Source organism: Pseudomonas sp. E315, from assembly GCF_055406205.1.
On the sequence record NZ_JBUZPJ010000010.1, the window covers coordinates 76,866 to 89,558 of the forward strand.

The window sequence follows — 12,693 nt, forward strand, 5'->3', positions numbered from 1 at the left end:
GAACGTGCTCGCACCTACCGTAAGACTGTTCACTTAAGGGCAACTGTAGGTGCGAGCTTGATGGATTGCACGCATAAAAAAACACCCCAACCCTCAGGACGAGGGTCCGAGGTTTGGGGTGTTTTTTAGACGCGTTTGTTCAGCTGTGTGGCCTGCTTAACAGGCCAGCGGCATCAGAACACGTTGATTGGGTAATCAACGAATACGCGTACTTCGTTACCTTCTTTGTTGTACTTGTCGGCGTTGTTCGACACGCGCAACCATGAGCCACGCAGGCGCACGCTCAAGTCTTTAGCCGGGCCGCTTTGTACAACGTATTTAGCCTGGTTGAAGATTTCACGCTCGTTGCCACGGCCACGGCCTGAACCGTCGTCGATGTTGTTACCGCGCACGTAAGCGATGTTGTAGGTCAGGCCCGGAATACCAACAGCCCCGAAGTCAAAGCCATAGCCCAACTGCCACGAACGTTCGTCCTTGGCGTTGAAGTCAGACCAGTAGGAGTTGGCCAGCAGAATGGTGTTGCCGCCGTCGCCCACGCCGTGGTCATTGGCGTAGCCGCCATACTGGTAGCCGGTTTCGCCCGTGCTCTGCTGGTAAGCCACGATCACCGAGTGCGCGTCAAACGCGTAGGTGGCCGCCAAGCTCCAGATCTTGTTGTCCTGACCATTAACTTCCAGCACGTCGCGTGCGTAGTCAGAGTTCAGGTGCGTGCGGTAGCCGTTAAAGTCAAACGTCAGCGACTGCTTGTCTTGCAGCGGCAGCGCGTAGGTCATGCCCACGTATTGCTTGCGCAGCACGTCTTCCATGTCGGAAGCGTACAGGGAGGCCGAGAAGTTTTCGGTGAACTTGTAGCTACCACCGAATACGTTGATGCTTTTCAGGCCAGTGTCACGGGCTTGAGCACTTTTACGCGACTCAGCGGTGAAACGACCCACGTTAAGCTCAAGGCCTTCGATTTCCTTGGAGGTCAACAAAGTACCGGTGTAGCTTTCTGGCATCAGACGCGAGTTGTCGTACATCAGTACCGGCAGTGCTGGCATTTGATTACCGTACTTGAGCACGGTATTGGACACGCGGAACTTAACCGCAGCGCCTGCTTTGGCAATGTCTTTGGCCGCTTTGCCGCTATCGCCAACTTTGAAGAAGTCGATGCCGCCCGCGCCGCTGAGCTTGCCTTCGCTGCCCAAACGCAGTGCGTAAATACCGAACGCATCCACACCCACACCGACGGTGCCTTGGGTAAAGCCGGAAGTGAAAGTGCCGAGGAAGCCTTGGCCCCATTCTGCTTTGTCGTGGTTACCGTGTTTGTAATCGCGGCTAATGTAAGCGTTGCGCACCAGCACATTGAGGTGGCTGTCTTCTACAAAACCTTTTGCGTCAGCTTGATCGTTAGCCATGGCTTGGGTAGCACTGAGCACACCCAAAGCGAGCAGACCTATCCGTTTGTTCAACATTTTATTTTCCTTATTTCTGAATAAAGGCGCGCTGTGGCTATCAAGCTGAAACATTGAGTGGTGGTTGCTTCACATAAACAAAAAAGACCTTTACCGAAGACGCGGTGCAGGTCTTTCGAAGAGTTGCTGTATGGCTTTCCCCACAGGCGTTGACGGCGATCCTATCTTTCACTACGGCAAAGTGTCAATTTGATGAAACTTCCATAGCCTTTTGTGGTCGCGACAGTTCATCGGTGAAAGCCCGCCAGCATTACGCCCTTACACCCTGCCACGGACAAAATGACGCGCCTGTTGCGAGGCACGTGCAGAGGCGTTTTTCGAGATTTTCACCGCCAAGCAATATATAGAAATACTTTTACCGAGAGCATCAGTGGTAATAATTAACATCAGCTAACAAGAACCATTACTATTTGCACCCTAAAAAATAGAACCGCTTTAACCCTCTCGGAAGTCTCTCAACCATGTTGTCCCCCTATCGCTTAATGCCCCTTAATTTGGGGCTTTGCGCTTTGCTGTACGTCGGATTCAGTCAAGCTGCCACCACCCTGCCAGAACTTGCCATCAACGCCAGCGAAGCCGAGACCGATGCCGATGACCCGCGTGTCAAAGACGTCACCACCGCCACCCGCACCTCAACCCCGGCGCGCTATGTGCCACAAGCCATCGACTCGGTAAAAACCAGCAATCTGCTGGACTACGGAATCAACAGCCTGGGCGAAGCCTTAAGTGGTGTCCCCAACGTCAGCAGTACCGCTGATACCCGTTTTGACAGCCTGCGCATCCGAGGCTTCGACGCCAGTAACGACTTTTATCTGGACGGTATTCGCGACGACAGCCAATACGTGCGCGACCTGCATAACATTGAGCGCATCGAGGTACTCAAAGGCCCGGCAGCGGTGCTCTACGGACGAGGCAGCCAAGGCGGGATCATCAACCGTGTGAGCAAAATGCCGCAATTTGGGCGTCAGTCGAGCATTCAGGCACAAGGCGGCAGCGATGACCTGCGCGGCCTGTACGCAGACCTCAGCGCCGACCCAAGTGACACCATCAGCCTGCGCCTGAACATGGGTAACGAGGACAAAAACAGCTTCCGCGATCACGTCAGTGGCAACCGCCAACTGTTTGCACCGTCGATGAGCTGGCAGATCAACCCCGACCTGAACTGGCTGGTGCAATACGAATACAGTCGCTACAACCGCACGCCAGACCGCGGCATTGCGAGCATTAATGGCCGCCCAGCCGATGTCAGCCGTAAAACCACCTACGGCGGGCAAAACGACTTCATCGACGACAAAACTCAAACCTTGCGCTCCAAACTCAGCTACGAGTTGAGCGACAACTGGCAACTGCGCCACACCTTGGGCGTGTTCACGCTCGACAGTCAGTTCGAAAACACCTACCTGACCGGTTACGACACCAAAACCCACAAGGTCAATCGTCAGAGCTGGCAGCAAGACATGACCACCCGCAACCTCTTTAACAACGTCGAAATAGAAGGCACCTTCGACACTTTCGGGCTAGAGCATCGTCTGCTGACCGGTCTGGAAGTCGGTAGCCAACGTCGCGATCCAAAACTCTATAGCGCCAAAGGTGTGCCTCAGGTTGATGTGTACAACCCGGACCGCCATTTGCGCCCTACCGGGCCGATGGTGATTGCCAGCGACAACCACACTGAAGTGCAAAGCAGAGGCCTGTATGTGCAAGATCAAATTCGCCTCAACGATCAATGGCAAGTACTGGCAGGCTTGCGCTATGACCGTTTTGAAGTTGAATCGACCAGCAACCTGAAAAACATCACCGAAGCGCGCAAAAGCCACAGCACCAGCCCTCGTTTGGGCGTGGTCTGGACGCCACTGGACAACCACTCGTTTTACGCATCGTGGACCAAAACCTTTTCGCCCGTGGGCGGCGGTTTGATCGGCATTACGCCGGGCGCGGCAGGCAATACCAACGACCTGAGCCCTGAACTGACCAAGCAAAAAGAGATCGGCGTAAAAAGCGACTGGCTGGATGATCGACTGAGCACCACGCTGGCGATTTATGAGCTGGAGCTCTACAACCGTCGCACCAAAGACCCAGATGATCCAACCATAACCCTGCTCTCTGGCCTGCAACGCTCACGCGGCATAGAGCTGACCGCCAGTGGCAAACTCGGCGGCAACTGGTATATGCGCGGTGGCGTGGGGGTGCAAAACGCAACGGTGGTCAAAGACAACAATGGGCTTGAAGGCACGCGCATCAGCGGCGTGGCCAAACACAACGCCAGTCTGTTTATTACCTGGAAACCAGAAATGGGCTGGTACGCCGAAACAGGCCTGACCTTGGTTGGCCAACGTTTTGCTGACAACCAAAACACCGTGGTCTTACCGGGTTACGGGCGCTGGGATGCGCTGGTAGGGTATCGCGAGCAGGATTGGGACGTCACGGGCGCGCTGACCAACCTCACTGATCGTTACTACTACGCGTCAGCGACCAGCGGGGCACAGATCATGCCGGGCGAACCGCGCAGCCTGGTCATGACAGGGACGTATAAGTTCTAAATTGCACATTCCACTGGCAGGAGCGAGCGCACTCACTCCTGCGCAGGTGTATCAACTCATCAATACTCCCGACAGAGCCTCCAATTCGGCTTCGCTGAACAACCCGGCCGGGTAACGTTCGCGAAGCAGTTGATAAGCAGACTGGCCTGAATTGTTATTGCACGGTCCATTGCGTTTAAACCAATTGGCCAGAACGAGAAGCGACTCACGGCTTACCGATTGGGGCCGCGAAACGCGCTCGCAAAATACGTTCATGACAGCGCTCTCCAGGTACTTGAGCCGCAAATGTACTCAAGGTGTGTGACAGAACATCGCCGCCTGAAGCAAACGAGTCTGGGCATGGCTCCCTTCGATCTTTTTTATGAACTCTTTTACAAAATCTATACCAATTTTTTAATTAACCTTTTGATCTGGAACAAAAAACCCGCAGTCCTTTCGGACAGCGGGTTTTTATGCAGACCAGTTAACGGCTTAAACGGCTGGCTTAAGCCTTATAAGGCGCTGGCTGTTGTTGAGTCAGACAATGAATATTGCCGCCACCCAGCAAGAGTTCACGGCCCGGCACCATTACCACCTCATGCTGGGGGAATAGCCCCTGCAGGATTTTCTTGGCTTCGCCGTCCATCGGATCATCAAAGCTCGGCGCGATAATGCCGCCGTTAACGATCAAGAAGTTCACGTAAGAGCCAGCCAAACGCACCGAAGGGTTGCGCTCCTGGCTGCCCGCGACCAGATCAACGCCATCGCACTCTTCTTGAGTGGCGTACATCGGGCCCGGAATCGGCATTTTATGCACCAAAAAAGGGCGACCTTTAGCATCAGTGCTCGTTACTAACACATTCATCGCCGCGTGGCAGCGAGCGTAGTTCGGGTCTTGCTCATCGTCCGTCCAGGCCAGCAGCACTTCCCCCGGCGCAACGTAGCAGCAAAAGTTATCCACATGGCCGTCGGTTTCATCGTTGAACAAGCCATCTGGCAGCCAAATGATCTTATCCACAGCCAAGTGCATGCGCAGCACGCCTTCAATCTCTTCACGCGACAAGTGCGGGTTGCGATTGCGGTTCATCAGGCACTCGGCTGTGGTGATCAGCGTACCCTCGCCATCCACGTGGATCGAGCCACCTTCAAGCACAAAGCCCTCGGTGTAGTAGCGCGGGCAACGCTCGATTTCCAGCACCTTGCTGCCCACTTGCTGATCGCGATTCCACGGGAAGTACAAGCCACCGTCAAACCCGCCCCATGCGTTGAAGTCCCAGTTCACACCCCGAACTTCACCGCTGTTGTTGATCACAAACGTTGGCCCGCTGTCACGTACCCACGCATCATCGCTGGACATTTCAACCACGCGAATATTGGGCACGTTGAGCTGGGCACGGGCGTTTTCATATTGCGCGGCCGACACGCCGACAGTGACGGGCTCAAAGCGCGCAATGGCCTTTGCCACCGCCGCGTGGGCAGCCTGAGCGGGCTTGCCACCCAAACGCCAGTTGTCCGGGCGCTCGGGCCAGATCATCCAGGTTTGGGTTTGTGGCGCCCATTCGGCGGGCATGTGAAAACCATCAGCGCGAGGGGAACTGTGCAACGTAGTCATCGTTTTCTGGGCTCCAGAGAACCATCAAGGGTTTTGATCGCGCCGTACAAACCCGGCCGGCAATCACAAAAAGTACCCCACGCGCAGCGAATAAGCGCCCGCTCGTCAAGGTCAAAGGCATCAGGTTAGCGCCAGCATCACCCCGCTGCACGCGTTGCCAGTGATCACGGGACGAAATGCGCGTGTCGTGCGGCGTGCTGTTATACGTGAGCGACAAGGCCCTTTATAGCCGATAAATATCCATAATAAAATGTATTAATTGACTAAAAACCATCTTAAAGGCGATTTTTATCGATATTAATCGGAAATAAAATTTGCTCATCCCTAACGGCTCGCCCTCGTTACTGACTTCTGCTTGCACCGCTTGTTGCCTGCCCACAAGCTATGCGCCAAACGTTTAAACACCGTCAGGGAATAAGGAACATCCACATGCGCATTTTAGTGACCGGCGGCGCCGGCTTTATTGGTTCAGCTTTGATCCGTCATCTGATCAAAAATACAGAGCATGAAGTGCTCAATCTGGACAAGCTGACCTACGCCGGCAACCTTGAATCGCTGCACAGCATCGTCACTGACACCCGCTACGAGTTCGTACAAGCCGATATTGTCGATCAAGCCACCGTCAGCGCCGTGATCGAACGCTTCCAGCCGCAGGCCATCATGCACTTGGCCGCGGAGTCGCACGTGGACCGCTCCATTGACGGCCCATCCGACTTTATCCAAACCAACATTGTGGGCACTTACAGCCTGCTTGAGGCCGCCCGGGCCTATTGGTCGCGCCTTGAAGAGCCGGCTAAAAGTGAGTTCCGTTTCCACCACATTTCCACCGACGAAGTGTATGGCGACCTGCACGGCGTCGACGACCTGTTCACCGAAACCACGCCCTACGCGCCAAGCTCGCCATACTCAGCCAGTAAAGCGGCGTCTGACCATTTGGTCCGCGCCTGGAACCGCACCTACGGCCTGCCGGTATTGCTGACCAACTGTTCAAACAACTACGGCCCGTTCCACTTCCCGGAAAAACTGATCCCGCTGGTGATCCTCAATGCGCTGGCAGGCAAACCGCTGCCGGTGTATGGCAACGGCCTGCAAGTGCGTGACTGGCTGTTCGTCGAAGATCACGCGCGTGCACTGCTCAAAGTTGTGACCGAAGGCACTGTGGGCCAAACCTACAACATTGGCGGCCACAACGAGCAAACGAACATCGACGTGGTGCGCGGAATCTGCGCCCTGCTTGAAGAACTTGCCCCGCAGCACCCGGCAGGTGTTGCGCAATTTGCTGACCTGATCACCTTCGTCAAAGACCGCCCAGGCCATGACCTGCGTTATGCCATTGATGCGAGCAAAATCGAACGTGAGCTTGGCTGGGTACCAGAAGAAACCTTCGAAACGGGTCTGCGCAAAACCGTGCAATGGTATTTGGACAACCTGGAGTGGTGCAAAAACGTTCAGGACGGCAGCTATCAAGGTCAGCGTCTTGGCTACACAGACCCTAAGGATCTGATTGCATGACAAAAGGTATTGTTCTAGCCGGTGGCTCAGGCACACGCCTGCACCCGATCACCCTGAGTGTTTCGAAGCAACTGCTGCCGGTCTATGACAAGCCGATGATTTATTACCCGATATCTGTGTTGATGCTGGCCGGTATTCGCGACATCTTGCTCAAAGCGCCGCAGTACGTTCAAACCATTGAACAGCGCCAAGGCTTGAAGGTCGCGTGCCTCGAGGAGATCGCCTACAACAAGGGTTGGATCGACCGCGATCACGTGTTGGAGCGTGCGCGTTATTTTGGCAAAAGCGGCTATGGTCAATATCTGTACGGTCTGGCGGGGGACCACCCATGACAATCATCACAAGCGATTTGCCAGGCGTCATGATTCTCGAACCCAACGTGTTTGAAGATGCCCGCGGCTTTTTCTATGAGAGCTTCAACGAGCGCGCGTTCGAAAAAGAAACCGGCTTTCAGGGCAAGTTCGTACAAGACAACCACTCGCATTCAAAGCAAAACGTTTTGCGTGGCCTGCATTATCAAATCGACCACCCTCAGGGAAAACTGGTGCGCGTCACAGCCGGTGAAATTCTGGATGTCGCGGTCGATATTCGTCGCAGCTCGTCCAACTTTGGGCGCTGGACCAGCAAGCGTTTATCCGCCAAAAATGCCCATCAACTCTGGATCCCCCCCGGCTTCGCGCATGGCTTTTTGGTCTTAAGTAACTCTGCGGACGTGATGTATAAGACCACGGATTACTACACGCCTTCAGCCGAGCGCTGCATCCGCTGGGACGATCGGCAACTGAACATTGACTGGCAACTAAATGGCCATGTACCGCTGCTGTCCGCCAAGGATCAAGTCGGTTGTGCCCTTGATGAGGCTGAGTTGTTCCCATGAGCACGCCATCGCTGAAGATCCTCATCAGCGGTAAGACCGGTCAACTTTCAATTGAGCTGCAAAAGCGGCTCGTCGATTTAGGCGAGCTGATTGTGCTGGGGCGTGATGAGCTGGATCTAAGCCACCCCGAGCACATTCGGGCGCAGGTTCGGGCACACAAACCCGACCTGATTATCAACGCCGCCGCTTATACCGCTGTCGATCTGGCCGAGCACGAGCCTGAATTGGCCAACACCATCAACGGCACAGCCCCCGGTGTTTTCGCTGAAGAGGCCAAAGCGTTAGGCATCCCCCTGATCCATTACTCCACCGACTACGTGTTTGACGGTACCAAGACGACGCCCTACACCGAAGACGATGAGCCGAATCCACTGAACGTTTACGGTAAAAGCAAGCTGATGGGCGAGCGCGCCATTGCGCGAGTCGGCGGTGACTATTTGATCTTGCGCACCAGTTGGGTGTACGCCAACCACGGCAAAAACTTTTTGCTGAGCATGCAGCGCTTACTGCAAGAAAAACCCGAACTGCGCGTGGTAGCGGATCAGATTGGCGCGCCCACATGGGCAGGCACAATTGCCCAGAGCACACGGCAACTGATTGAACACTGGCAAGCCGGCAAAAATAGAGCCTCGGGCATTTATCACCTGACCGCCCACGGCCAAACCTCATGGTTCGGTTTTGCTCAAGCCATTGGTGAGCAGTTAATTGCTCAAAACAAGCGCTGCGCCATCCTCCAAGCCATTCCGAGCAGCGCCTACCCAACGCCAGCCAAGCGCCCGCTCAACTCACGGCTCGATTGCAGCAAACTCGAACGTGACTGGCACGTGGCTCAGCCCGATTGGCACACCGCATTGCGCGAGTGTTTAGCTGAGCAAGGCTAGGCATAATGCGCCGTACATTCGCGGCGCATTATTCCGATGATTAAAACTCCACCCACTCCTCGCAGACCCCGCTGGCGCAGCTTGGCCCTTTTGGCGCTGTGCCTGGCGCCCTTATTGTGGCCACTGCAACATCTGGCCGAGCGCTATTACCGCAATGAGCTGGCCGGGCAAAACCTTCAAACCCTCGATTTGTATGTGGCCAACCTGCTGGGCACGTTGCATCGTTACGAAGTGCTGCCACAAATTCTCGGTGAGCTGCCTGCATTGCGCGCAGTGCTCTCCACCCCGGAAGACCCGCAAACCGTCGGCAATGCCAACCAGTTGCTCAATGACATCAGCCGAAAAACCGGCGCTGAGGTCATGTACTTGATGGACGCTCACGGCGACACCCTTGCTGCCTCCAACTGGGACAAAAAAGACAGTTTCATCGGGCGTAACTTCGCCTTTCGCCCCTATTTCAGCGAAGCAATGGAAGGCAAATTGGGGCGCTTCTTCGGGTTAGGCACTACATCCGGCAAACGCGGCTACTTCTTTGCCGCCGCCATCACCGACGGTGACCAAAAAATCGGTGTGTTGGTGGTCAAAGTCGATCTCGATCACACCGAACGCCTGTGGGGCAAAACCCCTGAACAACTGCTGATGACCGACCACAACGGCGTGGTCATCCTTACCTCACGCCCAGAGTGGCGTTTTAGAGCCACCCGCGAGTTGTCCGAAGAAGAGCGCCAGGCCATTTTCGCCATCCTGCCCTACCCGACTCGTGACCCGCAGCCGCTGAACCTCGACTTGAATGCCTGGCTGGTGCAAACCCAGAAAATTGACGAAACCGGCTGGAGCGTCAACATTCTCGCGCCGCGAACCTTGATCGACCGCCCCGTGCGTACAGCGTTGGCCATTGGCGGCGCGACCTTGCTGGTGGTCATGTTGTTGATCAGTCTGATGATGCAGCGCCGCCGTCACTACCTTGAGCGCATCGCCTTCGAAGGCAAGGCCCGGCGTGAACTGGAAATGCGTGTGGCCGAACGTACCAGCGATCTGGAAGGCCTCAACCAGCGACTGCGCAAAGAGGTGCTGGAGCGTGAGCACGCCCAGCAAGAGTTGGTGCGCGCGCAGGACGATTTGGTGCAAGCAGGCAAACTCTCGGCGCTGGGCACCATGTCAGCCAGCATCAGCCACGAACTCAACCAGCCACTGGCCGCTATCCGCAGTTACGCCGAAAACGCTGAAGTGCTGCTCGATCACCAACGCATCGACGATGCCCGCGGCAACCTCAAACTGATCAACGAACTGACCGGGCGCATGGCATCGATCATCGCCCACCTGCGCGCCTTTGCCCGGCGTGATCGTCACGCACCTGAAAGTGTTGCCCTGCAACCTGCGCTAGACGACGCCTTGGCACTGCTGGCCAAACGCCGACGCAGCATGGAAGTAGAACTGATTCGCGACTTGCCCGCCGCCACCTTGTGGGTCGAAGCGGGCGAAACGCGCTTGCGCCAAGTGTTGGGCAACCTGCTGGCTAACGCACTGGATGCGTTGACTGAAAAAGGCCCTCCGCGCCGTTTGTGGCTCAGCGCCCAATCCACGGCGCAAGGCGTCACGTTGCACATTCGCGACAACGGCCCGGGGTTTTGCATGGAGGCCTTAGGCCGAGCCGGCGAGCCCTTTTACACCACCAAAACCCGCACCCAGGGCTTGGGCTTGGGGTTGGCCATTTGCGACACATTGATCCGAGCGTTTGGCGGCGAACTGCTATTTGCCAACCATAAAGAAGGCGGCGCCTTAATTACCCTGCGACTGCGCGCGGGAGCGCCGGGCGTCAGCTTGCAAGCTTCAGAGGACTCCAGGTGATGAGCCAACCCATCGACCCACGCGTTCAGATCATCCTGATCGATGATGACCCGCACCTGCGCCAAGCGCTCACTCAAACGCTGGATCTGGCCGGTCTTAACGTACTGCCGCTGGCTCAAGCCACAGGGCTTGCCGAACGTGTCGGCCGCGACTGGCCGGGCGTGGTGGTGAGCGACATCCGTATGCCGGGCATGGACGGCCTTGAGTTGCTGGCCCAACTGCACGCCCAAGACCCTGAGCTGCCGGTGCTGTTGATTACTGGCCACGGCGACGTGCCGCTCGCGGTGCAAGCAATGCGTTCGGGGGCTTACGACTTTCTGGAAAAACCCTTTGCCAGCGACGCGTTAATCGACAGCGTGCGCCGGGCGCTGGCCCTGCGCGCTTTGGTATTGGACAACCGCAGCCTGCGACTGGCCCTGAGTGATCGGCAACAACTGAGCACCCGGCTGGTGGGGCAATCACCCGCCATGCTGCGCCTGCGCGAGCAAATCGGCGCACTGGCCGCCACCAAAGCGGACGTGCTGATTCTGGGCGAAACGGGCTCGGGCAAAGAAGTGGTCGCACGGGCGCTGCATGACTTGTCCAATCGTCGTAACGGGCCGTTTGTGGCGATCAACGCGGGTGCATTGGCCGAATCGGTCGTCGAGAGCGAACTGTTCGGCCACGAACCCGGTGCGTTCACCGGCGCGCAAAAGCGCCGCATCGGCAAGTTTGAGTTTGCCAATGGCGGCACGTTGTTCCTCGATGAAATCGAAAGCATGAGTTTAGACGTGCAAGTCAAACTGCTGCGCCTGTTACAAGAACGGGTGGTTGAACGCTTGGGCGGCAATCAACTGATCCCGCTGGATATCCGAGTGATTGCCGCCACCAAGGAAGACCTGCGCCAAGCCGCAGATCAAGGCCGGTTTCGCGCCGACTTGTATTACCGGCTGAACGTCGCGCCGTTACGAATTGCGCCGTTGCGCGAGCGGGGCGAAGACGCACTGATGCTGTTCCAGCACTTTGCTGACGAAGCCAGCACTCGCCACGGCTTGCCTGCCAATGTACTGCAACCGGCGCACCGCGCCTTACTGCTGCGCCACAACTGGCCGGGCAACGTGCGAGAGCTGCAAAACGTCGCCGAACGCTTTGCACTGGGGTTGGAGTTGGCCTTGGACGATCAATCGGCCCAAGGCACGCAATCGTCCGCTCTTGAAGTCTCGGGCGGGTTGAGTGAACAGGTGGAACACTTCGAAAAAAGCCTGATTGCTGCCGAACTAGAACGCTCTCACAGCTCAATGCGCAGTTTGGCTGAGGCATTGGGCGTGCCGCGTAAAACCCTGCACGACAAATTGCGCAAACATGGCCTGCACTTCGAGAGCGGTAGCCACCCCCATCCTGATGAGCTTGATTGAAGAGGCCTTTGCATGAATCGCGACAGCCGTTATCTGGAATCCGTCCTCCATCACGACATTCCGCTCACGCGTGAAATGGGTCTCAAAGTATTGAGTTGGCACGACCAACAGTTGCGCCTGCAATTACCACTGGACGCCAACATCAACCACAAAAGCACCATGTTTGGCGGCAGCCTGTACTGCGGCGCTGTGCTGGCGGGGTGGGGCTGGCTGCACTTGAGCTTGCGTGACGCGGGGATCGAAGACGGGCACATCGTGATTCAAGAAGGCCACATCAGCTACCCGCTGCCTGTGACCCAAGACGCAATCGTGCTGTGCGATGCGCCCACTGCCGCGGCCTGGAATAAATTTTTAGCCATGTACAAACGCCACGGCCGCGCACGCTTGAGTCTCGATACACGCGTGATCAACGCCGAGGGCGAAGACGATGCGGTTAAATTTAAAGGGCAATACGTGTTGCACCGTTAAACACCTGCATGGGCGCCTACTGCTGCGCGTCTTATGGCTACTAGCGGCACCTGAATTAACGGCAGCGAAGCGATTTTTTGCGCAGGCAACACAAAACGCCAACAGGCAGGCCAAGCCTCTCGCAGTCG

At 56.4% G+C, this 12,693-nt stretch carries 11 protein-coding genes and 1 pseudogene; 8 read left to right on the forward strand and 4 right to left on the reverse strand.

Translation table 11 applies throughout. The features are described from left to right. Window positions 1–173: 173 nt before the first annotated feature. Window positions 174–1,454: an OprD family porin gene (locus ACZRJQ_RS15030; protein ID WP_463979118.1), complete on the reverse strand. Its 1,281-nt coding sequence runs from the start codon at window positions 1,452–1,454 to the stop codon at window positions 174–176. 461 nt (window positions 1,455–1,915) lie between these two features. Between ACZRJQ_RS15030 and ACZRJQ_RS15035 the strand changes: the two genes are divergently transcribed. Beyond that, on the forward strand, window positions 1,916–3,994 hold the full coding sequence (locus ACZRJQ_RS15035) for a TonB-dependent receptor (protein WP_463979119.1): 2,079 nt from the start codon (window positions 1,916–1,918) through the stop codon (window positions 3,992–3,994). 51 nt (window positions 3,995–4,045) lie between these two features. On the opposite strand, the gene ACZRJQ_RS15040 is transcribed toward ACZRJQ_RS15035, so the two are convergent. From ACZRJQ_RS15040 to ACZRJQ_RS15050, 3 genes and pseudogenes are all read right to left on the reverse strand, one after another. Beyond that, window positions 4,046–4,249, reverse strand: a complete 204-nt coding sequence (locus ACZRJQ_RS15040; protein ID WP_463979120.1) for a hypothetical protein — start codon at window positions 4,247–4,249, stop codon at window positions 4,046–4,048. Between the two features lie 229 nt (window positions 4,250–4,478). After that, window positions 4,479–5,585: an agmatine deiminase gene (aguA, locus tag ACZRJQ_RS15045; RefSeq protein WP_463979121.1), complete on the reverse strand. Its 1,107-nt coding sequence runs from the start codon at window positions 5,583–5,585 to the stop codon at window positions 4,479–4,481. Next, a pseudogene (locus ACZRJQ_RS15050) lies at window positions 5,582–5,784 on the reverse strand (N-carbamoylputrescine amidase); the annotation flags it as partial. The gene aguA and the pseudogene ACZRJQ_RS15050, both read right to left, overlap by 4 nt. Before the next feature lie 230 nt (window positions 5,785–6,014). On the opposite strand from ACZRJQ_RS15050, the gene rfbB reads away from it, so the two are divergent. The 7 genes from rfbB to ACZRJQ_RS15085 are packed head-to-tail and all read left to right on the forward strand — an operon-like array spanning window position 6,015 to window position 12,565. Continuing rightward, window positions 6,015–7,097 (forward strand): dTDP-glucose 4,6-dehydratase, encoded by a 1,083-nt coding sequence (rfbB, locus tag ACZRJQ_RS15055; RefSeq protein ID WP_463979122.1) that lies wholly within the window; start codon window positions 6,015–6,017, stop codon window positions 7,095–7,097. Then, a complete protein-coding gene (locus ACZRJQ_RS15060) occupies window positions 7,094–7,429 on the forward strand; it encodes a sugar phosphate nucleotidyltransferase (RefSeq protein WP_463979123.1) in 336 nt (111 codons plus the stop codon). The genes rfbB and ACZRJQ_RS15060 overlap by 4 nt, the downstream gene beginning before the upstream one ends. After that, entirely contained in the window at window positions 7,426–7,974 is a 549-nt protein-coding gene (rfbC, locus tag ACZRJQ_RS15065) for a dTDP-4-dehydrorhamnose 3,5-epimerase (protein ID WP_463979124.1), read from the forward strand. The genes ACZRJQ_RS15060 and rfbC overlap by 4 nt, the downstream gene beginning before the upstream one ends. After that, the gene (gene rfbD / locus ACZRJQ_RS15070; protein WP_463979125.1) at window positions 7,971–8,855 is read left to right on the forward strand and encodes a dTDP-4-dehydrorhamnose reductase; all 885 of its coding nucleotides are present in this window, start codon (window positions 7,971–7,973) and stop codon (window positions 8,853–8,855) included. The genes rfbC and rfbD overlap by 4 nt, the downstream gene beginning before the upstream one ends. A gap of 36 nt (window positions 8,856–8,891) precedes the next feature. Next, window positions 8,892–10,703: a sensor histidine kinase gene (locus ACZRJQ_RS15075; RefSeq protein WP_463979126.1), complete on the forward strand. Its 1,812-nt coding sequence runs from the start codon at window positions 8,892–8,894 to the stop codon at window positions 10,701–10,703. Then, complete coding sequence (locus ACZRJQ_RS15080; protein WP_463979127.1) at window positions 10,703–12,097, forward strand: sigma-54-dependent transcriptional regulator; 1,395 nt, start codon at window positions 10,703–10,705, stop codon at window positions 12,095–12,097. Before ACZRJQ_RS15075 ends, ACZRJQ_RS15080 begins: the two co-directional genes overlap by 1 nt. A 12-nt stretch (window positions 12,098–12,109) precedes the next feature. Then, the gene (locus tag ACZRJQ_RS15085; protein WP_463979128.1) at window positions 12,110–12,565 is read left to right on the forward strand and encodes a thioesterase domain-containing protein; all 456 of its coding nucleotides are present in this window, start codon (window positions 12,110–12,112) and stop codon (window positions 12,563–12,565) included. Window positions 12,566–12,693: the final 128 nt, after the last annotated feature.